27 protein-coding genes are annotated in these 26,400 nt (G+C 68.8%); 9 read left to right on the top strand and 18 right to left on the bottom strand.

Translation table 11 applies throughout. The annotated features are described in order from the left end of the window. Positions 1-5 precede the first annotated feature (5 nt). The 9 genes from fgd to LC041_RS15235 all read right to left on the bottom strand — a co-directional run bounded on the left by fgd (position 6) and on the right by LC041_RS15235 (position 11,548). Positions 6-1,019, bottom strand: coding sequence for a glucose-6-phosphate dehydrogenase (coenzyme-F420) (gene fgd, locus LC041_RS15275; RefSeq protein WP_226533950.1), 1,014 nt, complete (start codon positions 1,017-1,019; stop codon positions 6-8). Then, the gene (cofE, locus tag LC041_RS15270) at positions 1,016-1,816 is read right to left on the bottom strand and encodes a coenzyme F420-0:L-glutamate ligase (RefSeq protein ID WP_226533949.1); all 801 of its coding nucleotides are present in this window, start codon (positions 1,814-1,816) and stop codon (positions 1,016-1,018) included. Before cofE ends, fgd begins: the two co-directional genes overlap by 4 nt. Then, positions 1,813-2,805, bottom strand: a complete 993-nt coding sequence (locus LC041_RS15265) for a TIGR03557 family F420-dependent LLM class oxidoreductase (protein ID WP_226533948.1) — start codon at positions 2,803-2,805, stop codon at positions 1,813-1,815. Before LC041_RS15265 ends, cofE begins: the two co-directional genes overlap by 4 nt. 168 nt (positions 2,806-2,973) lie before the next feature. Continuing rightward, positions 2,974-4,842 carry an ABC transporter permease gene (locus LC041_RS15260; RefSeq protein ID WP_226533947.1) on the bottom strand — a complete coding sequence of 623 codons (1,869 nt, stop codon included), beginning with the start codon at positions 4,840-4,842 and terminating at the stop codon, positions 2,974-2,976. Between the two features lie 2 nt (positions 4,843-4,844). Then, positions 4,845-6,005 (bottom strand): ABC transporter substrate-binding protein, encoded by a 1,161-nt coding sequence (locus tag LC041_RS15255; RefSeq protein WP_226533946.1) that lies wholly within the window; start codon positions 6,003-6,005, stop codon positions 4,845-4,847. Between the two features lie 59 nt (positions 6,006-6,064). Next, positions 6,065-7,189, bottom strand: a complete 1,125-nt coding sequence (locus tag LC041_RS15250; protein WP_226533945.1) for an ABC transporter ATP-binding protein — start codon at positions 7,187-7,189, stop codon at positions 6,065-6,067. 56 nt (positions 7,190-7,245) lie between these two features. Further along, on the bottom strand, positions 7,246-8,736 hold the full coding sequence (locus LC041_RS15245; RefSeq protein ID WP_226533944.1) for a DHA2 family efflux MFS transporter permease subunit: 1,491 nt from the start codon (positions 8,734-8,736) through the stop codon (positions 7,246-7,248). Positions 8,737-8,842: 106 nt separating this feature from the next. Continuing rightward, positions 8,843-10,456 (bottom strand): LVIVD repeat-containing protein, encoded by a 1,614-nt coding sequence (locus LC041_RS15240; RefSeq protein WP_226533943.1) that lies wholly within the window; start codon positions 10,454-10,456, stop codon positions 8,843-8,845. 123 nt (positions 10,457-10,579) lie between these two features. Next, entirely contained in the window at positions 10,580-11,548 is a 969-nt protein-coding gene (locus LC041_RS15235) for a LysR substrate-binding domain-containing protein (protein ID WP_226533942.1), read from the bottom strand. An 83-nt stretch (positions 11,549-11,631) separates the two neighbouring features. On the opposite strand from LC041_RS15235, the gene LC041_RS15230 reads away from it, so the two are divergent. The 9 genes from LC041_RS15230 to kynU are packed head-to-tail and all read left to right on the top strand — an operon-like array spanning position 11,632 to position 19,992. Further along, a complete protein-coding gene (locus LC041_RS15230; RefSeq protein WP_226533941.1) occupies positions 11,632-13,140 on the top strand; it encodes a 2-hydroxymuconic semialdehyde dehydrogenase in 1,509 nt (502 codons plus the stop codon). Next, positions 13,137-13,955, top strand: coding sequence for a 2-keto-4-pentenoate hydratase (locus LC041_RS15225; protein ID WP_226533940.1), 819 nt, complete (start codon positions 13,137-13,139; stop codon positions 13,953-13,955). The genes LC041_RS15230 and LC041_RS15225 overlap by 4 nt, the downstream gene beginning before the upstream one ends. Then, entirely contained in the window at positions 13,952-14,890 is a 939-nt protein-coding gene (locus LC041_RS15220) for an acetaldehyde dehydrogenase (acetylating) (protein ID WP_226533939.1), read from the top strand. Before LC041_RS15225 ends, LC041_RS15220 begins: the two co-directional genes overlap by 4 nt. Next, positions 14,887-15,918 carry a 4-hydroxy-2-oxovalerate aldolase gene (dmpG, locus tag LC041_RS15215; RefSeq protein WP_226533938.1) on the top strand — a complete coding sequence of 344 codons (1,032 nt, stop codon included), beginning with the start codon at positions 14,887-14,889 and terminating at the stop codon, positions 15,916-15,918. The genes LC041_RS15220 and dmpG overlap by 4 nt, the downstream gene beginning before the upstream one ends. Next, positions 15,915-16,718, top strand: coding sequence for a 2-keto-4-pentenoate hydratase (locus LC041_RS15210; RefSeq protein ID WP_226533937.1), 804 nt, complete (start codon positions 15,915-15,917; stop codon positions 16,716-16,718). The genes dmpG and LC041_RS15210 overlap by 4 nt, the downstream gene beginning before the upstream one ends. Then, positions 16,715-17,167, top strand: coding sequence for a RidA family protein (locus LC041_RS15205; protein ID WP_226533936.1), 453 nt, complete (start codon positions 16,715-16,717; stop codon positions 17,165-17,167). Before LC041_RS15210 ends, LC041_RS15205 begins: the two co-directional genes overlap by 4 nt. Beyond that, a complete protein-coding gene (locus LC041_RS15200) occupies positions 17,164-17,688 on the top strand; it encodes a 3-hydroxyanthranilate 3,4-dioxygenase (RefSeq protein WP_226533935.1) in 525 nt (174 codons plus the stop codon). The genes LC041_RS15205 and LC041_RS15200 overlap by 4 nt, the downstream gene beginning before the upstream one ends. Before the next feature lie 6 nt (positions 17,689-17,694). After that, positions 17,695-18,687 carry an amidohydrolase family protein gene (locus tag LC041_RS15195; RefSeq protein WP_226533934.1) on the top strand — a complete coding sequence of 331 codons (993 nt, stop codon included), beginning with the start codon at positions 17,695-17,697 and terminating at the stop codon, positions 18,685-18,687. Positions 18,688-18,717: 30 nt separating this feature from the next. Continuing rightward, positions 18,718-19,992: a kynureninase gene (gene kynU / locus LC041_RS15190; protein ID WP_226533933.1), complete on the top strand. Its 1,275-nt coding sequence runs from the start codon at positions 18,718-18,720 to the stop codon at positions 19,990-19,992. Here the strand turns inward: kynU and LC041_RS15185 are convergent. The 9 genes from LC041_RS15185 to LC041_RS15145 all read right to left on the bottom strand — a co-directional run bounded on the left by LC041_RS15185 (position 19,985) and on the right by LC041_RS15145 (position 26,389). Next, complete coding sequence (locus tag LC041_RS15185; RefSeq protein WP_226533932.1) at positions 19,985-20,725, bottom strand: GntR family transcriptional regulator; 741 nt, start codon at positions 20,723-20,725, stop codon at positions 19,985-19,987. The genes kynU and LC041_RS15185 overlap by 8 nt on opposite strands. A gap of 131 nt (positions 20,726-20,856) precedes the next feature. Beyond that, positions 20,857-21,309: a 50S ribosomal protein L9 gene (gene rplI, locus LC041_RS15180; RefSeq protein ID WP_047523968.1), complete on the bottom strand. Its 453-nt coding sequence runs from the start codon at positions 21,307-21,309 to the stop codon at positions 20,857-20,859. An 11-nt stretch (positions 21,310-21,320) separates the two neighbouring features. After that, a complete protein-coding gene (gene rpsR / locus LC041_RS15175; RefSeq protein ID WP_017829850.1) occupies positions 21,321-21,575 on the bottom strand; it encodes a 30S ribosomal protein S18 in 255 nt (84 codons plus the stop codon). 56 nt (positions 21,576-21,631) lie between these two features. Next, positions 21,632-22,138: a single-stranded DNA-binding protein gene (locus LC041_RS15170; RefSeq protein WP_226533931.1), complete on the bottom strand. Its 507-nt coding sequence runs from the start codon at positions 22,136-22,138 to the stop codon at positions 21,632-21,634. Between the two features lie 5 nt (positions 22,139-22,143). After that, positions 22,144-22,512 (bottom strand): 30S ribosomal protein S6, encoded by a 369-nt coding sequence (gene rpsF, locus LC041_RS15165; RefSeq protein WP_047523969.1) that lies wholly within the window; start codon positions 22,510-22,512, stop codon positions 22,144-22,146. A 260-nt stretch (positions 22,513-22,772) separates the two neighbouring features. Then, positions 22,773-23,612 carry an ABC transporter ATP-binding protein gene (locus LC041_RS15160; RefSeq protein WP_226533930.1) on the bottom strand — a complete coding sequence of 280 codons (840 nt, stop codon included), beginning with the start codon at positions 23,610-23,612 and terminating at the stop codon, positions 22,773-22,775. Continuing rightward, positions 23,605-24,423 (bottom strand): ABC transporter ATP-binding protein, encoded by an 819-nt coding sequence (locus LC041_RS15155; RefSeq protein ID WP_226533929.1) that lies wholly within the window; start codon positions 24,421-24,423, stop codon positions 23,605-23,607. The genes LC041_RS15160 and LC041_RS15155 overlap by 8 nt, the downstream gene beginning before the upstream one ends. Continuing rightward, positions 24,420-25,331: an ABC transporter permease gene (locus LC041_RS15150; RefSeq protein ID WP_226533928.1), complete on the bottom strand. Its 912-nt coding sequence runs from the start codon at positions 25,329-25,331 to the stop codon at positions 24,420-24,422. The genes LC041_RS15155 and LC041_RS15150 overlap by 4 nt, the downstream gene beginning before the upstream one ends. Then, the gene (locus LC041_RS15145) at positions 25,328-26,389 is read right to left on the bottom strand and encodes an ABC transporter permease (RefSeq protein ID WP_226533927.1); all 1,062 of its coding nucleotides are present in this window, start codon (positions 26,387-26,389) and stop codon (positions 25,328-25,330) included. The genes LC041_RS15150 and LC041_RS15145 overlap by 4 nt, the downstream gene beginning before the upstream one ends. Positions 26,390-26,400: the final 11 nt, after the last annotated feature.

The following is a 26,400-nucleotide window of genomic DNA, read 5'->3' as shown; positions in this document are numbered from 1 at the left end:
CGTCCTCAGCCGCGCAGCCGCGGCGCGAGGTCACGCTCGAACAGCTGCAGGAACCGGCGCTGGTCGTGACCGGGCGCATGGAAGACGAGGTGGTTGAACCCCCAGTCGATGTACTGCTGGATCTCGGCGGCCACCGCATCCGGGTCGTTCCCGACGATCCAGCGCTTCGCGATGGTCTCCAACGGCAGCGCGTCGGCGGCCTTCTCCATCTCGACCGGGTCGGTGATGTCGTGCTTCTGCTCCTTCGAGAGCGACAGCGGCGACCAGAAGCGGGTGTTCTCGAGCGCCGCCTCGCGGGTCTCCTCGTACGACAGCTTGATCTCGATCATCCGGTCGTAGCTGTCGAACGAGCGCTCGGACTGCTCGAGCCCCTCCTTCACGGCGGGAAGCAGCTGGTCCACGTAGAGCTCCTGCCCCTTGCCCGAGGTGCAGATGAAGCCATCGCCCGCACGGCCGGCGTAGCGCGCGACCATAGGCCCGCCCGCCGCGATGTAGATCGGGATGCCGCCCTCGGGCCGGTCGTAGATCGAGGCGTCGTGCGTCGAGTAGTACTCGCCGTCGAAGTTCACCCGGTCGCCCGACCACAGCGCCCGCATCAGGCGCACCGACTCGCGCAACCGCGCATAGCGCTCCTTGAACTCCGGCCACTCCTGCTCCCCCGCGCCGCGGAAACCCGTCGCGATCTCGTTCAGCGCCTCACCGGAGCCCACGCCGAGGATGATGCGGTCCTGGTACAGGCAGCCCAGGCTCGCGAACGCCTGCGCGAGCACGGCCGGGTTGTAGCGGAAGGTGGGGGTCAGCACCGAGGTGCCGATGCGGATGCTCGATGTGCGCTCGCCGACCGCGGCCATCCAGGTCAAAGAGAACGGGGCGTGACCACCGGTGTGCCTCCAGGGCTGGAAGTGGTCGCTGGCGAACACGGACTGCATGCCGTGCGCCTCCGCCGCCACGGAGATCTCGACGAGCTCCCGGGGGTCGAACTGCTCCGCGCTGGCCTTGTATCCGAGGGTCAGTGTCATGTCGCATCCTTCTCTTGTCGTACTGTGAGGTCCGCCAGGGCTGCGGCGTAGCCGTCGCGGTATCCCTGGTCGAGTGCTTCGGCGGTGCCCAGCCAGAAGAGGTCGCGCTCCGAGGCGCGCACGATGCTCGAGGCACCGGGAAGAGTGAGGGGTCCGACGAGATCGGAGCGTCCGCGCACCACGGCGACCGGGTTGCCGCTCGCCTTTCCCTTGACGAGATCGGACGCCGAGGCCAGCTCATCCGCGACGCACGGGGTCGTGACGCTGAGCACCTTGCCCGCCTGGTCTGTCGTGCCGCGGAGGTCGGCGATCATGCGAACCCCTCCGCCGCCGATCGCGACGTCGGTCTGCCCCTCTCGCCAGGGGCGTCCGAGAGTGTCGCTCAGGATCACTCCCACGTCCGCACCCGTGGCTGCGCGCAGGCCCGCGGCGAGCGCTCGCGCCGAACGGTCGGGATCTTCGGGCAGCAGCAGCACCCAGCCGTCGGGGGTGTTGCTGGCGTCGACCCCGGCGGCCGCGGCGACCATACCCAGGCGGTTCTCGACGATGCGCATGGTGTGGCCGTCGACGGTACGCGAGGCGACGGGGCGCACGGTCTCGGCGGTGATCGCCGCCTCACGGTCGGCGGCCTGTACGTAACGACCTTCGGCCTTGGACACGATCTTGGAGGTGACCACGAGGATGTCGCCGTGCGCGAGCTCGACGCCGGTGTCGAGGATCAGGGCCACGAGGTCGTCACCGGGTCGCACCTCGCCCATGCCGGTGAGGGCGAATACTGTGATCGCCGGGACGCTCATGCGCGCACCTTCGGAAGGACGTCTCGACCGAACACGTCGAGGAACGCCCTCTGGTCGGGCCCGACGTTGTGCAGGTAGATACGGGTGAAGCCGAGGTCGGCGTACCGCTGGATCTGGGCACGGTGCACATCGGGGTCCGCGGAGATGAGCATCCCCGCCCTCATGTCGTCAGCGGTCACCCCACGCACGAGCTGCTCGAAGTCGTACGGCGAGCGCACATCGCCACGGCGCATCCGGAGTCCGGCGATCGGCCATTCGGCGAGCGCATTCTCGCGGGCCTGCTCCTCGGTCGGCGCCCAGGAGAGGCGGAGCTGGAGCACCTTCGGGAGAGCGTCGGGATCGTGGCCCGCCTCTCGTGCCCCCTCGGCGAAGCGCGCGAGCAGGGGCTCAAGGCGTTCGACCTCGGCGGACGTCGTGATGAGGCCGTCGGCGTTCCGGCCGGTACGGCGCGCGGTGGCGGGCCCTGCGGTGGCGACGTAGACCGGTGGCGCGGTGGGCGGCATCGTCCACAGCCGGGTGGTCTCCATCCGGAAGTGCTCCCCGCGATGGCGCGTGTCCCTCCCGGCGAGGGAGGCGGTGAAGAGCTTGCGGATCAGGTCCACGGCCTCGAACATGCGGTCGATCCGCTCGGCGGGTTCCGGCCAGTAGCCACCGACGATGTGCTCGTTCAGTGCCTCCCCCGAACCGACGCCGAGCCAGGTGCGTTCCGGGTAGAGCGTCGCGAGAGTGGCGGCGGCCTGGGCGACCACGGCGGGGTGCGTGCGGAAGCCCGGGGTGGTGACACCGGGACCGAGGTCGCCGGTGGTGTGAGCTCCGATCGCGCCGAGCATGGTCCACACGTGCGCGGCGTTGCGATGGCGAGGCAGCCAGGGCTGGAAGTGGTCGGTCGCCATGATTCCGCGGAACCCGTGCGCCTCGGCGAGGATGCAGTTCTCGATCACGGCGGTCGGGTCGACCTGCTCGAGCATCGCGGCGTATCCGATGTGCATGCCGGGCCTCCTCGCCTCTCTGTGTCCATTGAATGGATACTGGATCCAAAAGTCAAGCAGTGTCGCCTTCCGACCCGGTCAAAGATCGAAAACGCGCCTCCGAACCCGCTCCGAGGTGCGTTTTCGATCCCGCAAAGGGGTGGGCGGGGGTGGGGACGGGGGTCAGGGTCAGGGGCGGGGGCGGGACTGGACGGCGAGGGTTGCGGTGGCGGAATCCGCGACGGGGGACGGCGCGGCAGCGGCGAGGTCGGGCAGACCGGTGCTGACTGCCTTGCGGGTCCGACCAATCGCGCGACGAGACAGCGCCCACTGCAGGCCGTAGCCGATCGCGAACACCATCAGCGTGAAGATCAGCGCCATCGCGGCACCCTGGTCCGGTGCGTAGAGCTGCGCGGACCGCGGGTTGATCATGGCGTAGATGTACATCGACAGCGGACGGGACGACGGGGTGGCCAGGAACGCGGGAAGGGTGAACTCGTTGGTGCCGAGGATGAACATCTGGATCCACACGGCCATCACGGTGGGCATCAACAGCGGCGCGATGATGCGGCGGAACCCCTGGAAGCGGCTGGCCCCGCTCGTGAGGGCGGCTTCCTCGAGCTCTGGTCTGATCTGCAGGGTCGCGCTGTACGAAGAGCGGTAGGCGATCGACACCCGATACGAGTACGCGATCACGAGGGCGAGCAGCGTGCCGGCGATCGGGATGTAGGGGTTGATGACCATGAACGTGAGGAACATCGCGAAGCCGGCGATGGTCGCGGGGATCGCGACCGACGACGAGGCGAACAGGTCCAAGGCCTTCACCCAGCCGGTCTTCTTGCTGCGGGCGATGCCGTAGGCGAGGACCGTGGCGAACACGACCGCGATCGTGGCGCTGCCGCCCGCGATGAGGACCGTGCGGCCGAGAGACACCCAGAACTCCGGATCGGCCAGCACCACCCCGAACGCACCGAAGTCGGTGCGTTCGAGCATCGCCTCGATCGAGAACGCGACCGGATAGGGCGTGATCGCCGCCCACAGCAACGCGAGCAGCGGGAGGATGCCCGTGAGCAGCACGAACACGGCGACCAGCAGCATGACCGGGATCTTCCACGGCCCCATCCGCATGGTCGACGGCCGGAAGCCCTTGCCCGAGACCGATGCCCTTCGCTCGGCGTTGCGGGTCGCACGGAGATAGACCGCGAACGCGATGGTCGTGATCGCCAGGAACACCAGCCCCCAGGCTGCGGCGAGACCGTATTGCGGCAGCTCGCCCGCATTGGAACTGATGAGCGTCCAGAGTTTGAGGGCGAAGATGTTGCGCCCGGACTCCTGGCCGAACAGCAGCGGAACCTCGAGACTGCCCAGGCCGAGGATGAAGGTCAGCACCGTCACCCCGAGCAGGCCCGGCCAGAGCATCGGCAGGGTCACGCGACGCAGCGTCTGCGGCCAGGAGGCCCCGGACACCCGCGCGGATTCCTCGAGCGAGCCGTCCATGTTCGTCAGGATCGGCACGATCATCAGGTAGGGGAAGGTGACGTTCGTGAGCGCCTGGATGAAGATCATCGTCGGGAACGCATAGGGATCGATCGGCACGTCACTCGCGAAGGGGAGCATCCTCAGCAGCTGGTTGAGCACCCCGGACTCGGGCGACAGCATCAGCAGATACGCCTGCGCCTTCACGATCGGCGGGATGATGTACGGCACGATCACCAGCACGGAGATGAGGCGGCGCCACGGAGCATCCGTGCGCACGGTGACCCAGGCGAGACCGAACGCCATCAGGAGCGTGAGGAGGGTCGAGCCGCCGACGAACGCGCCCGTCGCGCCGAGCACGCCCCAGAAGTCCTCGCGCAGTTGCCACAGGGTGACGAAGTTCTCGACGCCCCATTGCGCCGACGAGACGCCGAAGGGCAGGAACGGACCACGGAACGCGGTGATCACCTGAACGATCAGCGGTACCGCGAGAAGGATGAAGATGACCGCGCCCGAGACGATCATCGCGATCGTCATCGTGGTGGGACGCTTTCGCCCCGTGGTCCGTCCTGCCTGGAACATCGTTATCCGTTCAGCGCCTTGTCGGCGGCGTTGATCATGGCCTGCCAGTCGTCACGAGTGGCCTGCGTCTCGGTCTCGGCCCCGTTCTCGAGGCCGAGAAGCAGGGCGTCGGAGTTCGTCTTCATGAGCCCGGTGGCCTCGGCGAACGTCGCAGCGGGGAGACCTGCGAACGGCACCTGGGTGCTGGCGAAGCGCTCGTCCGTCATGCGCAGCTCGATCCAGTCCGGGTCGAACGCGTTCCACAGGGTCCACAGCGCCGCGCCCGGCTTGTTCTTCGCATCGGAGTTCACGCCCGAGAACTGCGCCCAGACGCCGGCGTGCTCGAAGGGCGAGACCTGCAGGGCCGGGTTCGGGTTGAACAGGGTCTGGTTGAGGGCGATCGGCACGTCACCGCTGGACAGCGGAGCGCCCTGGTCCTCCAGCAGCTTCAGGTTGCCGGAGGACAGGAGGTCGCCGATCAGTCCGACCATCTCGTCCTCCCCCTCGGCCATGCCGTACCCCGCGAAGACCACCGCGTTGTAGCCGGCGACCGACACCTTGTCCTTGTACTCGGGGTCGAGGAGGCCGTCGAGCGTCTCGGGCACCGAGTCGACCTTCTCCGTGTTGTACTGCATGAGGGTGCCGTTGATGCTGTCGGGCATGAGCTCGGGAGCCCCGATGGTCAGGTACTCCTCGGGGACGCCGAAGCTGGACCAGTCGACCTTCTCCCAGAACCCCTCGTCGTACATGGCGGCCATCGAGGTAATCGAACCGGACACCACATCGGTGTTGCGCGCGCCGGTGGCCTTGGCCGAGATGATCGCCGACGACAGGTTGTAGGTCAGGCCCCGGGTCTCGACCTTGATGTCGGGGAAGCGCTCGTTGAACTGCGCGATCACCTCGGGGGCCAGCTCGTACCAGTCCCAGATGACCAACGTGCCGCCATCGGCCTTCTTCGCCTCTTCGTAGAGGGCGTCGAGCTGCTTGTCGATCTCCGGCCAGTAGTCGTCGTAGAAGTTCTCGCAGCGGGTGATCGCTCCGATCTCGACGGCGTCGCAGACCGCCTCGGCGGCGTCGCCCTTCAGGGCGCTGTCGCCGCCGGTGGCTTCGCTCGGCGTGCTGCATCCGCTCAGTGCGAGCGCGAAGACCGCCACGACGGCGGTCGCTCCCAGTGTTCTCTTCATGGTCTGAATGTCCTCTCTGACATCAGGAGTGTGATCTTCGGGTGTGGTGCGGGGTTGCGTCATGCAGCCAGCACGCGGCAGGCGTGCGGGACGAGTTCGAGGAAGACCCTGCCGCCTTCGGTGGGTGTCTGAAGCGGTGCTCCGCGGCCGACGATCGTGCCGACGGACCCGCCCTCGGTGAGCACTTCCGCCTCGTACTCGACGATCTCGCCGAGGAACTCCACCCGCACGATGCGGACGGGAAGGACATTGGGACGATCGACCTCGGTCTCATGCCAGCGCACGGTCTCGGGGCGGAAGGTCAGCGTGACCTCGTCGCCCACCGAGGCCTCATCCGGCACAGGCGTGCGCAGCCGGGTTCCGAGGGCCTCCACCACCGCGTCGCCTGCGCCGTCGCGATCGATCACCACCGCGGGGACCATGTTCGCGCGACCGACGAAGTCCGCCACGAAGCGGTCGGCCGGCTGGTCGTAGAGCTCGCGCGGCGAAGCCTCCTGCACGATGCGCCCGCCGTTCATCACGGCGACCCGGTCGGACATCGACAACGCCTCGGACTGATCGTGCGTGACGTAGAGCGCGCTGATCCCGAGGGTGCGCTGCAGACTGCGCAGCTCGTTGCGCATGGTGTCGCGCAGCTTCGCATCGAGGTTCGACAGCGGCTCGTCGAGCAGCAGCAGCCGCGGTCGGTGCGCCAGAGCCCGCGCAAGAGCGAGACGCTGCTGCTGACCGCCCGACAGCGCGGTGGCCGGACGCTGGGCGAGGTGGTCGAGTTGCACGAGCTCGAGCGACTCCATCGCCCTCTTGCGCGCCTCCTGCTTGGGCAGGCGGGAGCCCGAGACCTGGAGCGGAAAGATCGCATTGGCGAAGACGGTCATGTGCGGCCAGATCGCGTAGTTCTGGAACACCATCCCGATGTCACGCTTGTCGGGCGACACGTGCGCGGTGCCCGTCGAGAGCACATCGCCGTCGAGTGAGATGACCCCGCCGTTGCTCCGCTCGAGCCCGGCGACACAACGGAGCGTGGTCGTCTTGCCGCACCCGGACGGCCCGAGGAGCGAGTAGAACATCCCGGGCTCGATCGTGAAGGTGACGTCCTTGACCACGGGAACGGCTGCGCCGTCGAGCTCATAGTCCTTCTTGAGGGCGTCGACGACGAGTCTTCCGCCTCCGGATTTCGCGGTCATCGGAACCCTCTCGTCATTCTTCATTCTGGATTTTGGATCCACTGCGATCGCCACCATCATCGCCCCTCTCTCACGACGGATTCCACTGTCTGCGGGGCTGCCGGCGCACCCCATGGTCGCGGCTTCTCGAAGAACACCACGACGATCGCGCACACGGCGAAGGCGCCGGCCGACAGCAGGAGCGACTGCGACATGGCCGTGGCCAGCCCGCTGCCGTCCTCCGGTGACAGATCGCTGCCGGGGTGGATGGCCCCCGGCACGAAGCCGGCGATGTGCGCGGCGAGTGTCACGTTCATCAGCACCGCCAGCAACGCCGATCCGATCACGGAGCCCATCTGCCTGGTGGTGGAGTACACCCCCGACCCCGCCCCGGCCTGCGTGTGCGGAAGGTTGCGGGTGGCCGTCGACGCCAGGGGGCCGAACATACCCGAGACTCCGATCCCCAGCAGCGCGGACGGAAGTAGCAGGAGCCAGAAGGGGGCTTCCGGGGTCATCGTCGTCGCGTACCAGAGCATGGCCGCGGCCGAGATGACGAAGGCCGCGAACGTCACCCAGCGCGGACCGACCCGGTCGCTCAGTCTGCCGACCAATGGACCGAGCGCCCCCGAGACGACCGCCATCGGCGCGAGCATGAGTGCGGCCAGCGTCGGATCGAGACCCCGGCCGACCTGGAAGTAGAAGGCGAGCGGCACGGGCATCGCCGTGATGCCGACCCCCACCAGGAAGATCGTGGCGTTCGCGACCGAGAAGTTGCGGTCGCGGAACAGCGGGAGCGGCATGAGAGGTTCGGCGCGATTGACACGCTGCCAGACGACGAAGAGCACGAGCAGCACGACCCCGGCGATGATCAGGCTCCACACCGTGATCGGCCCGAGGATCACACCCCAGTCGTAGACCTCGCCCTCCTGGATGCCGAACACGAGAAGGAAGAGACCGACGCCGGACAGCGTGACACCGAGCCAGTCGAACCGGTGCGGGTGCCCCTCCAGGTTCGGCACCAGACGCCACGCGACGAGGAAGGCGACGATCCCGACGGGCACGTTCACGAAGAAGATCCACTCCCAGCCCACCGTGTCGGTGAGCACGCCGCCCAGGATCGGACCGACCAGCGTCGCGAGCCCTCCGACCGCACCCCACGCCCCCATCGCCTGGCCGCGGCCGCGCGGGGGGAAGACACGCGCGATGATCGCCATGGTCTGCGGCGTCATCAGTGCCGCTCCGAAGCCCTGGACCGCCCTCGCCGCGATCAGCATGCCGATGCTGCCGGACAGACCGCAGGCGAGTGAAGCGACGGTGAAGACCACGAGACCGATGAGGTAGACGCGCTTGGGCCCGAACCGATCCCCGAGCCTGCCGGTGATCAGAAGCGGGACGGCGTAGGCGAGCAGGTACGCGCTGGTGACCCAGATGACGGTGGTGAGGTCGGCGTCGAAGGCCGCGAGGATGACCGGGTTGGCGATCGCCACGATCGTGGTGTCGACGAGGATCATGAAGAAGCCGATGCACAGCGCCCACAGGGCCGGCCAGGGTCGGACTGTCTGAGTCATGGATCTCTTTCGGGAGGGATCGTCACGGAGGGTGCGGGGGATTCGGCGCCCGCCCTGCAAGCCCCTTATGTGCAGGGCGGGCGCCGAAGTTCCGGGGTGCCGGGTGTCAGCCGTCCGCGGCGGGGATGCCGACGACGGGCTCGCCCAGCAGCGGGGTCGAGACTGCGTAGATGCCGTGATTGGCGAACAGCCAGATCAGGTTCCGGTCCCACTCGACGAAGATCCCGTGCACGGGGGCGGCGAGGTCGTCGTCGTCCTTCAGGCCCATCGGCGGCACGAAGTATGCGCCGACCTTCGGGTCCTCGGGGTCGCGGACGTCGAAGATCTGCAGCCCGGCGGCGTAGAACGCGTAGGGGACGACTCCGCCGTGCGGGGTTCCGGTGTTGGTGAAGTAGCCGGAGCGCTTCGGTCCGAACGAGCCGCGGCGCTGAGCCCAGTCGGTGAAGGCCGCCTCCGCCGGCGGCACAGGGCGCGGCAGCGTGCGCACGACCCGGGGGTTCGCCGGATCGGACACGTCGATCTGGTAGATCTCCTTGGCCGGCTCATAGCAGTCGGTGTTCATCGGGTAGCCCGAGACGTAGACGTACCCGGTCTCCTCCACCTGAGTGGTGTCGACGTTGTCGCCTTCGGTGCCGGCGACGCTCGTGGGCAGCGGGCACCAGCCGACGTGATGGATGTCCGTCGGATCGGAGACGTCGAGGACGAAGAAGCCCTGACCTCCCTGCGCGGCGTACGCGTAGCGGTAGCCCGACTCCACGGAGCGGGGCATGAAGACGCCCATGCGCGAGCCGAACCAGCTCGTCTTGTTGTTCCAGCGGTCGTTGTCGGCGAGGTACTCGGAGTCCGCCTCCTCGCCGGCCCGAGAGCCGGGCACCCACCAGGTCGAGAGCAGCTCGGGCTTCGAGGGGTCGGAGACGTCGTAGGCAGCGTGACCCGCCGTCCACAGCGTGGTCTTGTAGGGCTGGTTGGTGAAGGTGTTGTCGGGTGCCGTCGCGACGAAGAGGTACTTGTCGCCGTAGTAGACCGGCAGATCGAGGACCCCGTTGCCCTCCTGGATCTCGTCCGGTCCGTGGTTCGGGTCGGTCGAGACCTCGGTGAGAAGTGTCCAGTCGCGCGGGCTGGGGCCGTTCATCTCCCAGGTGCGGAAGCCGCGCAGTCCCTCCCACTCCTTCAGCTGGCCCTCGACGGTGTCGTCGATCCACTTGTTGGCGACACGACCCTTGAGGAAGTAGCGCGGAGTCTCGCTCGCCTGGATGGCGATGTGTTTGCCGAGATTCGCGTTCCACTGCACCGTGGTCGCGCCGAACTGCGGACGCGGATCATCCCACCCCCACTGTTCCTCGTCGACGATGGTGAGATCGCGCGGATCGGTGATGTCGTACAGCTTCCAGTGGTTGCCGCCGCCGTAGTGCAGCATGAGGCGACGGCCGTCCCAGTCGTAGATGCACTGCCACGAATGGCTCGTGTTCACCACGATCGGATAGAACGCCTCGGCGGTCGCATTGAACGTGTAGGTCTCGGGGTCGCGGTAGTCGAGCTGACCGGGCCAGTCGACGAAGACGTCGCGCGGGACGGACGGCGTGTGCGCAGGCGGCAGGAAGGTGCCGTCGGGCTGCATACCCCAGGTCGAGGGATCGGGATCGGCCGGTTCACCCTCGACGCGCCGGAAATCCTCCGGGCGGTACTTCTTCGCGTCGGGAACGTAGGGAGAGCCGGCCATGTCGCCTCCATTGGCTGAATCGGGTGGGATCGTCACGACGTCGTGTCGTCCACCTCAGATTCACCCGCGGGAGCGATGCTGTCCAATATCCATACGGGTCAGAGCTATGACCATTCGGGCATATCAACCGATCGGGCGGGACTCCGTCAAGGCGTACTCACGCTCGAACTCGGCGAGCCGCGCGCCCTCTTCGCGCAGATGGCTCAGGAGCGCGGATGCCGCCGGCGACGGCGTCCGGTCCTTCGGCAGCGTCACGCCGACCGATCGGCGGATCGAGCTCAGCGGCGTGGGCAGGATCCGCAGCTCGCGGTCGTCGACGGCGATGAACATGGGCAGCGCCGCGATCACGTCGGTGGAGATCAGCAGGGTGCGCAGCGTCAGCATCGAGGTGCACTCCACACGGTCGGGCGGCAGGGGGAGACCCTCGTGGAAGAACACGGCTTCGAGCTCGGCACGCAACGCAGTCTGAGCGACCGGGAAGATCCAGGGGTACGCGAGGAGCTCGGCGAGCGAGTTCGCCTTGGCGCCGCCGAGCACGGGATGCCCCGCACGAGCGACCAGGCGTATCGGCTCCTGATGCAGCCGCTGCTGCTCGAGCCGCACCGGAACCGTCGGCGAGAGTCGCCCGACCGTGAGATCGAGGTCGCCCGCGAGGAGCAGCTGCTGCAGGGTGTCGGGGGTGCCTTCGCGCACGACCACCGTCAACCGCGGATGCTCGGCCTTCAGCGCGGCGATGGCCCGCGGCAGTAGTAGGTTCGAGCCGGCGAGATGCGTGCCGACCGTGACGGTGCCGAGCTGGCCGGACTGCAGCAGCCGCACCTCCTCGCCGGCCGCGCGCAGTTCAGCGAGCACCGAGCGGGCGCGCTCGATGAACGAGTCGCCGTACGGCGTCGGCTTGACGCCGCGCGGCATCCGCTCGAACAGCGGCACGCCCAGCACCTCCTCGACCTCGCGGAGCCCCCGGGTGACCACGGGCTGCGTGATGTGCAGCGACTCTGCGGCGCGCACCAGGGTGCCTTCGTCGGCGATGGCGGTGACGAGGACGAGGTGGCGGATCTTGACCCGTCCATCGAGCAGTCGATCGGTGACCATGCTCGGGACTATAGCCGTACGGGCATGGCAGTGCATCAAGAGAGTATTTGTCGGCATCCCTCGAACCTTCCTAGCCTGAGCCCATGCCTTTCGAGACGATGACGCCTCCCCTCCGTGCCGCCGAGCCGGACCGGGCACCCCGCGCGATCCACAACATGATCGCCGGCGAGCGCGTCGAGGGAATCGCCACCTTCGCCAAGATCAGCCCGGTCGACGGGTCGGTCATCGCCGAGGTGCACGAGGCCGGCACCGAGCAGGTCGATCGAGCGGTCGCAGCGGCCCGGGCCGCGTTCGACGGGCCGTGGGGACGGATGACCGTCGCCGAACGCGCCCGCCTGCTCCGGGGCGTGGCCGACGCCATCGACCGCCGCGCCGACGAGCTCGTCTCCGCCGAGGTGGGCGACACCGGCAAGCCCGAGACCCTCGCCCGCGACCTCGACGTGGCACGGGCTGCCGCGAACTTCCGATCCTTCGCCGACACGGTCTCGACCGCAGGACTCGACTCGTTCCTCACGGAGCTGCCCGACGGTCGCCGCGCCCTCAACTACGCGGTCCGCAAGCCGCTGGGGGTCGTCGCGGTGATCGTGCCGTGGAACCTGCCGCTGCTCCTGCTCACCTGGAAGCTCGCCCCTGCTCTCGCCACCGGCAACACGGTCGTCATCAAACCCTCGGAGGAGACGCCGTCGTCGGCCACCTTGCTCGCCGAGATCCTGGCCGAGGCGGGCGTCCCCGCCGGGGTCGTGAACGTGGTGCACGGTTTCGGCCCCGGCTCCGCAGGCGAGGCGCTCACCACGCACCCGGGCATCGACGGCGTCACCTTCACGGGCGAGTCCTCCACCGGTTCCGCCATCATGCGAGCGGTCGCGCCGCGCGTGCGTCCCGTGTCGTTCGAGCTCGGAGGCAAGAACGCCGCACTCGTGTTCGCCGACGCCGACCTCGACGCGGCCGTCGCCGGACTCGCCCGCTCCACCTACCTCAACACCGGTCAGGTCTGCCTGTGCACCGAGCGCATCTACGTACAGCGCGCGGTCTTCGACGACGTGGCGGCCGGACTCGCCGAGCACGCGAACCGCCTGCGTCTGGGGCGACCGGAAGAGCCCGCCACGACCACAGGTCCGCTCATCTCGCAGGCACACCGCGAGAAGGTGCTGTCGTACTTCGACCTCGCCGTCGCCGAGGGGGCGACCGTGCTCGCGGGCGGGGGCATCCCCACGCTCGGCGACGGGCTCGACGGCGGATCCTGGATCGAGCCCACCCTGTGGACCGGACTCGACAACAGCCACCGCACGGTGCGCGAAGAGGTGTTCGGCCCCGTCGCCGCCCTCATCCCGTTCGACACCGAGGAGGAGGCGATCGCGCTGGCGAACGACACCGACTACGGCCTCGCCGCCGTCACGTGGACGACCGACCTCACCCGCGGACACCGCGTCGCCCAGCAGATGCGCACCGGCATGTCGTGGGTCAACACCTGGTATCTGCGCGATCTGCGCAGCCCCTTCGGCGGGGTCGGGCTGTCCGGCATCGGCCGGGAGGGCGGCCACCACTCGCTCGAGTTCTACACCGAGCCGACGAACGTGTGCGTGCAGCTGTGACCGCCGTCCTCGACACCGACACGGTCCGCGCCGCCGCCGAGCGTCTGCGACGGGCCACCGAGTCCGGACGGCCGTGCGCGCCGGTGCGTGACCTGATCGGCGAGACGGATCAGGATGCCGCGTACGCGGTCCAGTCGCTCGGCATCGCGCGACGGCTGGAGGAGGGGCGAAGACTCGTGGGCCGCAAGATCGGGCTGACCTCGCCCGCCGTGCAGACGCAGCTCGGCGTCGACCGCCCCGACTACGGCGTGCTGCTCGACGACATGATCTTCGCGGACCGCGAGCCGATCGACCTCGCGCGCTTCCTGCAGCCGCGCGCTGAGGCCGAGGTCGCGTTCGTGCTCGGCAGCGACCTGGACTCCCCCACCGCGCACGTCGGCGACGTCATCCGGGCCACGGAGTTCGTGCTGCCCGCGATCGAGGTCGTCGACTCCCGCGTCGCCGGCTGGGACATCCGCATCACCGACACCATCGCCGACAACGCGTCCAGCGGGGCGGTCGTGCTCGGCACCACGCCGCGCCGCCTCGACGGGATCGACCTGACCGCACTCGGCATGACCCTCGAACGCGGGGGGCGCCCGGTCTCGACGGGATCCGGCGCCGCCTGCCTGGGCAGCCCGGTGATCGCGGTCGCCTGGCTGGCGCGCGAGGTCGCCCGGCGCGGACAGCCGCTGCGCGCGGGCGAGGTGATCCTCTCCGGCGCGCTCGGCCCGATGGTCGACGCGGTCGCCGGGGTGTTCCGCGCCCGACTCGAAGGGCTCGGCGACGTCCGAGCCGACTTCCTCAGCACCGCACCGGAAGGGGCTGCAGCATGACCGTGGGCATCGCCATCATCGGCTCCGGCAACATCGGCACTGACCTGCTCATCAAGGTGAAGAGGCTCTCGACCACCCTCCACGTGGTCGCGATGGCCGGCATCGACGAGAACTCGGACGGACTCGCGCGCGCCCGTCGACTCGGCGTCGCCACCACCCATGACGGAGTCGACGGGCTCATCGCGATGGCCGAGTTCGCCGACGTCGAGCTCGTGTTCGATGCGACCTCGGCCGGAGCGCACGCCCGCAACGATGCCCTCGTGCGCAACGCGGGACGCCTCATGGTCGACCTGACCCCCGCGGCGATCGGCCCGTACGTCGTCCCCGTCGTGAACCTCGACGCGCACCTCGGTGCGACCAACGTGAACATGGTCACGTGCGGCGGTCAGGCGACGGTGCCGATGGTGGCCGCGGTGTCGCGCGTCGCCCCTGTCGCCTATGCCGAGATCGTGGCGTCGATCGCGTCGAAGTCGGCCGGCCCCGGAACACGAGCGAACATCGACGAGTTCACCGAGACCACCGCCCGCGCGCTGGAGGTGATCGGCGGCGCCGACCACGGCAAGGCAATCATCGTCCTCAACCCCGCCGATCCACCCCTCATCATGCGCGACACCGTGTTCTGCCTGGTCGAGGGCGACCCCACCACGCTCGATCGTGATGCCGTCGGCGCCTCGGTCGAGGCCATGGTCGCCGACGTACAGGCCTATGTCGGGGGCTACCGCCTCAAGCAGCAGGTGCAGTTCGACGCTGTCGACGAGGAGTACGTGCCCACGCTCGACCGGCCCTTCCGCGGCACGCGCGTGACCGTGCTGCTGGAGGTCGCCGGCGCCGGGCACTATCTTCCGGAGTACGCGGGCAATCTCGACATCATGACCTCAGCCGCCCTGCGCACGGCCGAGCGACTCGTCGCCGAACGGACAGGGGTTCCCGCATGACCACCACTCCCCGCGTGTACGTGCAGGACGTCACCCTCCGTGACGGCATGCACGCGATCGGCCACGGCTACACGACCGACCAGGTGCAGGCCATCGCACGTGCTCTGGAGACCGCGGGCGTCGATGCGATCGAGGTCGCGCATGGCGATGGCCTCGGCGGGTCGAGCGTCGCCTACGGACAGGGCGCGCACACCGACTGGCAGTGGATCGAGGCGGCGGCCACGGTGCTCGACCGGGCCGTACTGACCACCCTGATCCTGCCCGGCATCGGCACGATCGACGACCTCGCCCGCGCACGCGACCTCGGGGTCGCCAGCGTGCGCGTCGCGACGCACTGCACGGAGGCCGACGTCGCGATCCAGCACATCACCTGGGCGCGCGAGCACGGCATGGACGTCTCGGGCTTCCTGATGATGAGCCATCTGAACGATCCGCGGGGCCTTGCGGATCAGGCGAAGCTCATGGAGTCCGCCGGCGCGCACTGCGTGTACGTGACGGACTCGGGCGGACGCCTCACCATGCGCGATGTCGCCGACCGTGTCGACGCCTACCGCGAGGTGCTCGACCCCGGCACACAGATCGGAATCCATGCGCACGAGAACCTCTCGCTGAGCGTGGCAAACAGCGTCACGGCGGTCGAACACGGCGCGTACCGGGTCGACGCTTCGCTCGCAGGGCAGGGCGCCGGCGCAGGGAACTGCCCGATCGAGGCGTTCATCGCGGTCGCCGATCTGCTCGGGTGGGAGCACGGCTGCGACCTGTTCGCGCTGCAGGATGCGGCAGAGGAGCTCGTGCGTCCGCTGCAGCGCCGTCCCGTCCGCGTCGACCGCGAGACCCTCACGCTCGGCTACGCAGGCGTGTACTCGAGCTTCCTGCTGCACGCCGAGCGCGCGGCCGAGAAGCACGACCTCGACGCCCGCGACATCCTCGTGGAGCTGGGCCGCCGTCGCATGGTGGGCGGCCAGGAGGACATGATCGTCGACGTCGCCCTCGACCTCGTCGCCGAACGCTCGGGGGTGACCGGATGACCGCCGATGCCGTGTTCGCCGCCGCGCTCGACACCGCGCAGCGCACCGCGACCTCGATCACTCAGCTCTCCTCCGAAGGAGAGGTCGGACTCGACACCGCCTACGCCACACAGCATGCGGTGATCGCCCGCCGTCTCGCGCGCGGCGAGCGCATCACCGGTGTCAAACTGGGCTTCACGAGTCGGGCGAAGGCCCAGCAGATGGGCGTGCACGACGTGATCCTCGGCACTCTGACCGATGCCATGCGTCTGGACGACGACGCCGTGTTCGACCGTCGCTCCGCGATCCACCCGCGCATCGAGCCCGAGGTCGCGTATCTCCTGGCAGCCGACATCGACGGCTCCGAGCCCGGACGCCCGCTGTCCGAGACGGTCGCCGCGGTCGCCCCGGCGCTGGAGATCATCGACTCGCGCTATCGGGACTTCCGCTTCAGTCTCTCCGATGTCGTGGCCGACAACACCTCCGCCGCCGCGTACGTGACAGGACTCTGGACGCCGTTCGAGCGCGCCGACGCCCTCGACAACAGGGCCGTGCTGCTCGAGGTCGACGGCAGGGTCACGGCGACGGGTTCGACAGCTGCCATCCTCGGCGATCCGGCCCGCGCCGTCGCCGCCGCGGCACGACTCGCCGCGCGCCATGGGTTCACGCTGCGCGCCGGCATGGTGCTGCTCGCCGGCGCCGCGACGGCCGCCGTCCCGCTCCCCGCCCAGGGCCTCGTCGAGGCGACGATCACCGGGATCGGACGCGTCGGTGTGCGCACGCACGAGGGATCCACCGATCCCGAGGAGGGAGAACGATGACCGATTCCGGCGGAATCCTCGTCGCAGGCAAGGCGACACCCCGAGGGCGCTTCCCACACGCGAAGGTCTCCGGTGACCTCGTGTTCGTCTCCGGGACGTCGAGCCGGCGCCCCGACAACACGATCGCCGGCGCGGAAGTCGACGAGCTCGGCGCCACGCGTCTCGACATCGCAGTGCAGACCCGCGCCGTCATCGAGAACATCCGTGCGGTGCTCGCCGCCGCCGGGTGCGACCTCGGCGACCTGGTCCAGATGACCAGCTTCCTCGTCGACATGAACGACTTCGCCGCGTACAACGCCGTCTGGGCGGAGTACTTCGACGAGCAGGGCCCGGCCCGCACCACGGTCGCCGTGCACGCCCTCCCGCATCCGCACCTGCGCATCGAGATCCAGGCGATCGCGCGCCGCACCGACCCCACCACCGCTGCCACTCTCGAGGAGGAGAAATGAGCACCATCCCACCCGTCATCGATTTCCCCGCATGGATCAAGGAGAACGAGCATCTCCTCAAGCCACCGGTCAACAACAAGGCCGCCTGGACCCCGATGGGGGACTTCATCGTGCAGGTCGTCGGAGGCCCGAACCAGCGCACGGACTTCCACTTCGACCCTTATGAGGAGTGGTTCTACCAGTACCGCGGCAACATGCACGTCAACATCCAGACGCCGGACGGTCTGCAGCGCATCGACATCCGCGAAGGCGAGATGTGGCTGCTGCCGGGCAACGTCTTCCACTCTCCACAGCGTCCGGAAGAGGGCTCCATCGGCATCGTGATCGAGCGCATCCGCGAGGAGGGCACGCTCGAGAAGTTCGCCTGGTTCTGCCCGAACTGCAATGCCAAGGTGCATGAGGTCGAGTTGCAGGTCCGTGACATCGTCGAGGACCTCCCGCCGGTGTTCCGCGCCTTCTACGAGAGTGAAGAGGGACGCACCTGCCCCGAGTGCGGCGCCGTCCACCCCGGCAAGGGCTGAAGCCCCTTGGGCACGATCGACGTCCACACTCACTTCGTGCCGAGCGCCTGGCCCGACCTGTCGACACAGGTCGGGCCGGGTCTCTGGCCGACCCTTCGCGTGGACTCCGAACGCGACGCGATGATCATGCTCGGCGAGACCGAGTTCCGTCGCGTCGGCGATGACTGCTGGGACGCCGCGGTACGCCTGGCGGACATGGACGCCGACGGCGTCGAGATGCAGGTCGTCTCCCCCACACCGCTGTTCTTCTCCTACGACAAGTCGGGCGCCCAGGCCGTCAAGGTCGCGCGGATCTTCAACGACCTCGCCCTCGAGATCTGCGCCCCCGCCCCGGAACGGCTGATCCCGTTCGCGCAGGTGCCGCTGCAGGATCCGGATGCCGCATGCGCCGAGGCCGACCGCGCGATCGCGTCCGGTCACGCGGGCGTCGAGATCGGCAACCACGTGGGCGACCGCGACCTCGACGACGAGGGCATGGTGACGTTCCTCCAGCACTGCGCCGACAGCGACATCCCGGTCTTCGTGCATCCCTGGGACATGCCGGGTTCGCCGCGGCTCGATCGGTGGATGGCACGCTGGCTCACCGGCATGCCTGCCGAGACGCACCTGTCGATCATCGCCATGATCCTCGGCGGCGTCTTCGATCGCGTGCCGCCGACCCTCCGCCTCGCGTTCGCGCACGGCGGGGGCTCCTTCGCGTTCTGGCTCGGGCGCTTCGAGAACGCCTGGCTGCAGCGCCCCGACGTCATCGGGGTCAGCGAACGTCCGCCGTCGGCCTACCTCGATCGCTTCAGCGTCGACAGCGTCGTCTTCGAGCCGGTCGCGTTGCGGGCGCTCGTGGAGACGCTCGGCGCGAGTCAGGTGATGGTGGGCAGCGACTACCCCTATCCCCTGGGCGAACGCCCGGTCGGCAGCGTCGTCGACCGGGCCGGCTTCCTCGACGAGGCGCAGAAGCGCGCCATCCGCCGCGACAACGCGCTGCGGTTCCTGGGGCGCTGACCCCGCATCGACTCCGAAACGGACCATCTCATGAGCACCACCCCGACCCGCACGGCGATCGACCGCGCCACGTGCGTCGCCCTCGACGACGCCGATCCGCTCGCACCGATACGCGAACGGTTCGCGCTACCGGAGGAGGTGATCTACCTCGACGGGAACTCCCTCGGTGCGCTCCCCCGTCACACCGAGGAGCATCTGCGGCGAGTCATCACCGAGGAGTGGGGCACCGGGCTCATCCGCAGTTGGAACGAGGCCGGATGGTTCGCCAAACCACGCACGGTCGGCGACCGCATCGCGCCGCTGATCGGCGCCGCCGCCGGTGAGGTCGTGCTCGGTGACTCCACGTCAGCGAGCCTGTTCCAGGCGGCGGTCGCGGCGGTCCGGCTCCGCCCCGGTCGGCGTGTGATCGTCGCGGAACGGGGGAACTTCCCCACCGACCTCTACATGCTCGAGGCCGTGCAGGAGCTGCTCGGCAGCGGGACACCCCTGCAACGTCGGCTCATCGCCGACGACGGACCCACTCTCGACGACGTGCTCGACGACCACGTCGCCGTCGTCGTGCTCACCCAGGTCGACTACCGCACCGGTCGGATGCACGACATCGCCGAGGTCACGCGCAAGGTGCACGCCGCAGGCGCTCTCGTCATCTGGGACCTCTGCCACAGCGTCGGCGCCGTGCCGATCGACCTGAACGCGGCGGAGGCCGACTTCGCGGTGGGCTGCACCTACAAATACCTCAACGGCGGACCGGGCTCCCCCTCGTTCATCTGGGCCGCCGCCCGACACCACGACACCGCTCGACCCGCCCTCACCGGCTGGCACGGCCACGCACGCCCGTTCGACTTCGCGGTCGACTACACCCCCGCCACGGGGGTCGAGCGCTTCCGTGTCGGCACTCCGCAGCTGCTGTCCGTGGCCGCGCTCGAGGCGAGCCTCGACATCTGGGACGAGGTGGACCTCGGCCTCGTGCGGGAGAAGAGCCTGCGGCTCACGGAGCTGTTCCTGTCCCTCGTCGACACACGCCTCACCCCGCGCTGGGCGATCGAGTCCGTCACCCCTCGGGAATCCGTCCGCCGTGGCAGCCAGGTCTCGCTGCGCCACGAGGACGGCTACGCGGTGATGCAGGCGTTGATCGAGCGTGGCGTGATCGGCGACTTCCGCGCTCCCGACCTCATCCGCTTCGGCTTCACTCCCCTCTACACCTCCTACACCGACGTGTGGGATGCCATCGAGGCCCTGGAGGACGTGCTGCACAGTGAGATCTGGCGCGAGCCTCGGTTCGCGCGTCGCGGCACGGTCACCTGAGACCCGGGTCGTCGCCTGCGGCCTCCACGGCAGCCGAATCCAGCAACGCGATCACGCCGTCGCGTACGTGGTTCAGGTGCGACTCGAGCACGCGCAGCGCCTCGTCCGCATCGGCGGTCGCGACCACGTCGATCAACTCGCCGTGCGAGTGGTCGTGGCTTCCGGGTGCGACCAGACGCCAGCCCAGCACGTAGCGGCCGAGCTTGAGACGGAGCTGCTCGATCATCTCCCAGAGGAGCGGACGCGACTGCGCGTCGTAGAGCGTCGCGTAGAACTCGGTGCGGGCCTCCACGAACTCCCCGCCCTCGGAGATGTCGTCGGCGGTCTGGGCGAGCTCACGCAGGCGTGCGATGCGCTCCGGCGTCATCTCGACCATCGCCAGTCGCAGCGCCTCCTTCTCGAGCAGGGTACGAAGGTGATACACCTCCGTGGCCTCCTCGACCGAGAGCGCGCGCACCATCGCCCCGCGGCGGGCGTGGAAGATCACGAGGCCGTCCGCCTCCAACTGGATCAGCGCGGACCGGATCGGCAGGCGTGAGATGCCGATCGACTCGGCCAGGGTCTCCTGCCGCAGCTTCATCCCGGGCGGCAGCGTGCCGTCGAGGATCGCATCGCGGATGATGTCGTACGCCATCGCGCCCACCGAGCGGTACCCGGCCCCGTGCCGCTGCGCGAGCCTCTGCAACGCGTCGGACCGATCCTTCGCCGACGCGGCGTTTCCTGATTGCACCATGGAGCGACAGTATCGGATGATCGCACCGAACTCTGCATTCTGGATCCAAAATCACGTCCGTGTCCTCGCGGTCGTACCCGAAACGCCGAATGCCCCCTCTCCCGAAGGAGAGGGGGCATTCGAGAGCAGCGTTACTTCGCGGCGATGACCTGCAGCGTGATGACTGCAGTGACGTCTTCGTGCAGACGCACGGTCGCCTCGTGGTCGCCCGTCGACTTGATCGGCGAGGTGATGTGCACCTTGCGCTTGTCGATCGAGCCCAGGCCGGCGGCCGCAACAGCGTCCGCGACGTGGTCGGTCTTGACCGAGCCGAAGAGACGACCCTCCTTGCCGGCCTTGACCGTGAGACGCACCTTGGTGCCCTCGAGAGCGTTCTTCAGCGCGACAGCGTCGTCACGATCGTGGATCGCGCGTGCCTGACGCGCAGCCTGGATCGATGCGACCTGCTTTTCGCCACCGCGGGTCCACGCCGTAGCGAAGCCCTGCGGGATGAGGAAGTTCCGGGCGTACCCGTTCTTGACCTCGACCACGTCACCGGCGCTACCGAGCCCGGCGACCTCGTTCGTGAGAATCAGCTTTGCCATCTCGATACCCCTTACCGGCCGGCGCCAGCGTAGGGCAGGAGCGCCATTTCGCGCGCGTTCTTGATCGCCGTGGCGATCAGACGCTGCTCCTGCACCGAGACACCGGTGATACGACGGGCACGGATCTTGCCGCGCTCCGAGACGAACTTGCGAAGGGTGGCGACATCCTTGTAATCGATGACACCGACCCGGATGGACTTCGCGGGAGCGGTGGGCTTGCCACCCTTCCGCGGCTTGCGGCGGTCGCCGCTCGACTTTCCAGCCATTGTTTTTCCTTAGTGATGAGCGGATGCCGGCCCTGCGGACCGGATCCAGAAATTTTTCAGAACGGGGTGTCGTCGCCGAAGCTGCCCGGAGTGCTCCAGGCGTCCGCGCTGGTCGACGAGCCGGGCGTCGACCACGGCTCCTCCGACACCTGCTGCTGCGGCGGGCGAGACTGTCCACCGCCACCGGCGCCTCCGGTCGAAGCCGCGCGCGTGACCTGAGCGGTCGCGTACCGGAGCGAGGGGCCGATCTCGTCGACCTCCAGCTCGATCGCGGTGCGCTGGTTGCCCTCGCGGTCCTGGTAGGAGCGCTGACGCAGACGGCCCTGCGCGATGACGCGCATGCCCTTCGTCAGCGAGCCCGCCACGTGCTCGGCGAACTCGCGCCACACGGATGCACGGAGGAACAGGGCATCGCCGTCCTTCCACTCATTCGCGGCGCGGTCGAAGTTCCGAGGCGTCGAAGCGATGGTGAAGTTCGCCACCGGCAGCCCGTTCTGCGTGTACCGCAGCTCGGGGTCGGCCGTGAGGTTTCCCACCACGGTGATGACGGTTTCGCCGGCCATGAGACTTAGGCCTTCGCAGCCTTGGCGGCCTTGCGAGCAGCCTTCTCTTCGGAGCGCTTGGCCTCGGAAGCGATCATCGCCTGAGCCTCTTCTGCGCGGAGGACCTTGGTGCGCATGATCTGCTCGTTCAGCTTCAGCTGACGGTCGAGCTCCTGCGTGGCGGCGCTGGTCGCGGTGAAGTTGACGACGGCGTAGATGCCCTCGTTCTTCTTCTGGATCTCGTAGGCGAGACGGCGCTTGCCCCAGATGTCGACGTTCTCGATAGAGCCACCATCGTTGGTGATGACCTTCAGGAACTTGTCGAGCGTAGGTGCGACCTGGCGCTCGTCGATCTCGGGGGTCAGAATGACCATGAGTTCGTACTGGTGCGTCACTTACCCACCTCCTTCGGACTAGAACGGCTCTCGGGGCTTTCCCGGGAGCAGGAGGGTGTGTGCACGTGCCTGCCCCTGGCTTCCCGAGTGGAGTCCGGCAGACAACCTGCATAGTCTAGCGGAGTTTGTCCTGGGCCGCCGACACGCGGACGGCCGTGCGAAAACGGAGACCATCCCGGTGCAGGGCGGCGTGTCCGGGCGCGACGCGCCGCCCCACCCACGGATCGTCTCCGTTTCGGCCCCAGCGCGCGGGTCAGGGCTCAGTACGTGACGGGCGGCACCTCGGCCCACACCGTGCGGTCGTCGACCGAAGGAGCCGCGGGGATGCGACCGGCGCCGTCCGGTTCCGGGATCGCCGCCAGCAGCGCCTGCGTATAGGGATGCTGCGGCGCGGCCCAGAGCGGAGCCGTCGGGCCCGACTCCAGCACGCGACCGCCGAACATGACCAGGGTCCGGTCGGCGATGCGTCGCACCACGGCGAGGTCGTGCGAGATGAACAGCATCCCGGCTCCCGACTCCGCGACCAGGTCGCGCATCAGCCGGGCGACGCTCGTCTGCGTCGAGGCGTCGAGGGCCGAGATCGGCTCATCGGCGACGAGGAGGGAAGGCCGCGCAGCCAGCGCCCTCGCGATCGCGAGCCGCTGCTTCTGCCCGCCCGAGAACTGGTGCGGGAAGCGTGTGCTGACCTCGACCGGCAGCCCGACGCGGTCGAGCCATTCGTCGACCGTCGATCCGGCTGCGCCGCGGGCCCGGGCCGTCGCGATGCCGTCCGCGATCTGGTCGCCCACACGCCGCCGGGGGTTCAACGACGTGGAGGGGTCCTGGAACACCATCTGGATGCCGGTCATCGCGATGGCTCGGCGCCGGATGCCGAGCGGCGCGACGGGCGCATCGCGGAAGCGGACCGTCCCGCCCGCGATCTTCTCGATGCCGACGACGGCGCGAGCGAGGCTCGACTTCCCGCTGCCGGACTCGCCGACGAGGGCCACGGTCTCGCCCGCGGCGACGCTGATCGACACCCCGTTCACGGCGACGACGGGCGGACTTCCCGGGTAGCGCACGACCACGTCCTGCGCGTCGAGGACGGCGACCTCACTCATCTGCGGACTCCTGTTCCGGTGTCTCGTCGATCCGCGACCCCGGGAGGGCCGCGAGCAGCATGCGCGTGTAGTCGTGCTGCGGGTCGAGGAAAAGCGTCTCGCGGTCGGCGAGCTCCACGATCCGACCGTCCTTCATGACGGCCACCCTGTCGGCGATCGCGCTCATCACGCCCAGATCATGCGTCACGAGCAGCACCGCGAGGTTCCGCTCGACCGCGAGATCGCGCAGCAGCTTCAGGATGCCTGCCTGCACCGTGACGTCGAGGGCCGTCGTGGGCTCATCTGCCAGCAGTACCTCGGGGTCGCAGGCGAGGGCGCACGCGATCGCGATGCGCTGGCGCTGACCGCCGGAGAACTGATGCGGATAGCGTTTCAGCGCCTCGGCGGGGTTCGGCACCTGCACGGTCTCGAGCAGTTCGACCGCCCGCGCCCGTGCGGCGGCGCCCTTGAGCCCGAGGTGCACGCGCATGTGATCAGTGAGCTGACGCCCGACCGGGAGCTGCGGATGCAGCGACGCCGACGGGTCCTGGAACACCATGGCGATCCGCTTGCCCCGGACGCGGTTGAGCGCGCGACGACGCAGGCCGACGAGCTCCTCATCCCCGAGCAGGATCGATCCCCCGGTGCGGGCCTGCCGCGGCAGCAACCCCAGCACGGCCAGCGAGGTGAGGGTCTTGCCGGATCCGGATTCACCCGCGAGGCCCTGCACGCGACCCGCCTCGAGTTCGAGGGACACACCCTTCACCAGCGGGCGGCCGATGTCGATCGTGAGGTCGCGGATGCGGAGGACCGCGGTTCCCTGCGCGCTCATGCCGCCGCTCCCGTCGCCGAGGCCGCGTGCTCGTCGGTCTTCTCGTGCGTGATCTCCGCGGTCGGATCGAGCACATCGCGCATCGCGTCACCGAGGAAGTTGAACGCGAGCACGACCGTGAGGATCGCGAGGCCGGGGAAGACTCCGAGCCACCAGGCGTCGAAGTTCTGCATCGCCGCGGAGATCATCGACCCCCACTCCGCTGTCGGCGGCTGTGCACCGAGGCCGAGGAAGGAGAGTCCGGAGAGGAGGAGGATGGCCGCACCGATGTCGAGCGTGGCGAGGACCAGGATCGGGCCGGCGATGTTCGGCAGGATGTCGACGAACAGCGTGCGCACCGGCGAGTGCCCGAGCAGCCGCCCCGCGATCACGTAGTTCTGCCCGCGAAGCCCCAGCACGATGCTGCGGGTGACACGCGAATACTGCGGCCAGGACACGACGATCGCTGCGATCACCGCGTTGAAGAGGGAGGGTCCGAGCGAGGCCGCAACCACCATGGCGAGGATCACGGTCGGGAACGCCATGAACAGGTCGGTGATGCGCATCAGGGTCTCATCGACCCAGCCGCCGAAGTAACCGGCGACGGCGCCGATGACCGTGCCGATGATCATGGCGGCGATCACGAGCATGAGTGCGAGCGGAAGACTCACCGTCGCGCCCGTCATGAGCCGGGAGAAGATGTCGCGGCCGTTGCCGTCGGTGCCCAGGAGCGTGTCGATCCCCGGCGCCTGCAGACGCGGCAGCACCTGCGCGTTCGGCGGATAGGGCACCCACCACTGGGCGGTGAAGGCCACGATGATCCAGGCTCCGGCGATGACCGTGCCGATGACCCCGAGCGGGGTGCGCCAGGCTCGGGGCCAGCGGAAGCGGAAGCGACCGGCCGGGGTGGCGGCGGCGATGCGGCTCATGCGATCCTCACTCTCGGGTCGAGCACGCCGTAGAGGATGTCGACGATGAAGTTGATGAGGAGGTAGATGATGCCGACGACGAGACCGACCCCCATGATGCCGGGCAGATCGAGATTCGCCGCAGAGTTGTAGGCGTAGGTGCCCAGCCCGGGCCAGGCGAACACGGATTCGACGAGCACCGTGCCCGAGAGCAGGGCTCCGAACGCGACACCCACGACTGTGAGGATCGGCAGCGACGCGCCCCGCAGCACGTACCCGACGATCACGCGCATGGCCGGGAGTCCCTTGGCGCGGGCGGCACGCACGTAGTCGCTGCCGAGGACCTCGAGCACCGAGGTCCGGATGAAGCGGGTGAGCAGGCCGATCGTCACGAGCGAGAGCACCATGACGGGGAGGGCGAGGTGCGCGAGGGCGTCGAAGAACCCGACCGCGTCTCCGTTCAGGAGGTAGTCGACCGTGTAGAGCCCGGTCACGCGGGGCGGCGGGGTGATCGACGGGGAGATGCGCCCGGACCCCGGCGCGATGCCCAGCTCGAGGAAGAAGACGTAGAAGCTGACGAGCGCCAGCCAGAAGGTCGGCACGCTCAGGCCCACCAGTGTGACCACGCGGATGACCTGGTCGGTGACGAGTCCACGACGGTAGGCGGCGAGGGTGCCGAGAACGATGCTGACCGCGAGACTGACGATGATCGCGCCGATCGCGATCTCGATGGTCGCCGGCACCGCGGTGGCGAGGTCGCTGGTGACCGGGCGTCCGGTCACCAGCGACGTGCCGAGGTCTCCGCGGAGCAGATTCCCCATGTAGATGAAGTACTGCACGAACAGCGGCTGGTCGAGACCCTGCTCCTTGATGAACGCTTCGCGCGTCGCGGGGTTCTGCGACGCCCCCTCACCGAGTGCGGCCGAGACCGGATCCCCCGGCACCAGGTTGGTGAGCGCGAACGTGACGATCGTCACGCCCACCAACAGGAGCAGGGAGGTGCCGGCCCGCCGCAGCAGGTATCCGACCAGAGGCGATCGACGCCGCTGCGCCTGCCTCTGCACCGCCACTGTCGTCATGAGATGTCCGC

This window comes from Microbacterium paraoxydans, from assembly GCF_020524545.1.
In the GTDB taxonomy this organism is placed as follows: domain Bacteria; phylum Actinomycetota; class Actinomycetes; order Actinomycetales; family Microbacteriaceae; genus Microbacterium; species Microbacterium paraoxydans_C.
This window is presented reverse-complemented; position numbering and strand designations above follow the sequence as displayed.

Coding starts and splice junctions, on each gene's coding strand:
- fgd (WP_226533950.1), bottom strand. CDS start 1,019: ATGACACTGACCCTCGGATACAAGGCCAGCGCGGAGCAGTTCGACCCC.
- cofE (WP_226533949.1), bottom strand. CDS start 1,816: ATGAGCGTCCCGGCGATCACAGTATTCGCCCTCACCGGCATGGGCGAG.
- LC041_RS15265 (WP_226533948.1), bottom strand. CDS start 2,805: ATGCACATCGGATACGCCGCGATGCTCGAGCAGGTCGACCCGACCGCC.
- LC041_RS15260 (WP_226533947.1), bottom strand. CDS start 4,842: ATGTTCCAGGCAGGACGGACCACGGGGCGAAAGCGTCCCACCACGATG.
- LC041_RS15255 (WP_226533946.1), bottom strand. CDS start 6,005: ATGAAGAGAACACTGGGAGCGACCGCCGTCGTGGCGGTCTTCGCGCTC.
- LC041_RS15250 (WP_226533945.1), bottom strand. CDS start 7,189: ATGACCGCGAAATCCGGAGGCGGAAGACTCGTCGTCGACGCCCTCAAG.
- LC041_RS15245 (WP_226533944.1), bottom strand. CDS start 8,736: ATGACTCAGACAGTCCGACCCTGGCCGGCCCTGTGGGCGCTGTGCATC.
- LC041_RS15240 (WP_226533943.1), bottom strand. CDS start 10,456: ATGGCCGGCTCTCCCTACGTTCCCGACGCGAAGAAGTACCGCCCGGAG.
- LC041_RS15235 (WP_226533942.1), bottom strand. CDS start 11,548: ATGGTCACCGATCGACTGCTCGATGGACGGGTCAAGATCCGCCACCTC.
- LC041_RS15230 (WP_226533941.1), top strand. CDS start 11,632: ATGCCTTTCGAGACGATGACGCCTCCCCTCCGTGCCGCCGAGCCGGAC.
- LC041_RS15220 (WP_226533939.1), top strand. CDS start 13,952: ATGACCGTGGGCATCGCCATCATCGGCTCCGGCAACATCGGCACTGAC.
- dmpG (WP_226533938.1), top strand. CDS start 14,887: ATGACCACCACTCCCCGCGTGTACGTGCAGGACGTCACCCTCCGTGAC.
- LC041_RS15210 (WP_226533937.1), top strand. CDS start 15,915: ATGACCGCCGATGCCGTGTTCGCCGCCGCGCTCGACACCGCGCAGCGC.
- LC041_RS15205 (WP_226533936.1), top strand. CDS start 16,715: ATGACCGATTCCGGCGGAATCCTCGTCGCAGGCAAGGCGACACCCCGA.
- LC041_RS15200 (WP_226533935.1), top strand. CDS start 17,164: ATGAGCACCATCCCACCCGTCATCGATTTCCCCGCATGGATCAAGGAG.
- kynU (WP_226533933.1), top strand. CDS start 18,718: ATGAGCACCACCCCGACCCGCACGGCGATCGACCGCGCCACGTGCGTC.
- LC041_RS15185 (WP_226533932.1), bottom strand. CDS start 20,725: ATGGTGCAATCAGGAAACGCCGCGTCGGCGAAGGATCGGTCCGACGCG.
- rplI (WP_047523968.1), bottom strand. CDS start 21,309: ATGGCAAAGCTGATTCTCACGAACGAGGTCGCCGGGCTCGGTAGCGCC.
- rpsR (WP_017829850.1), bottom strand. CDS start 21,575: ATGGCTGGAAAGTCGAGCGGCGACCGCCGCAAGCCGCGGAAGGGTGGC.
- LC041_RS15170 (WP_226533931.1), bottom strand. CDS start 22,138: ATGGCCGGCGAAACCGTCATCACCGTGGTGGGAAACCTCACGGCCGAC.
- LC041_RS15160 (WP_226533930.1), bottom strand. CDS start 23,612: ATGAGTGAGGTCGCCGTCCTCGACGCGCAGGACGTGGTCGTGCGCTAC.
- LC041_RS15155 (WP_226533929.1), bottom strand. CDS start 24,423: ATGAGCGCGCAGGGAACCGCGGTCCTCCGCATCCGCGACCTCACGATC.
- LC041_RS15150 (WP_226533928.1), bottom strand. CDS start 25,331: ATGAGCCGCATCGCCGCCGCCACCCCGGCCGGTCGCTTCCGCTTCCGC.
- LC041_RS15145 (WP_226533927.1), bottom strand. CDS start 26,389: ATGACGACAGTGGCGGTGCAGAGGCAGGCGCAGCGGCGTCGATCGCCT.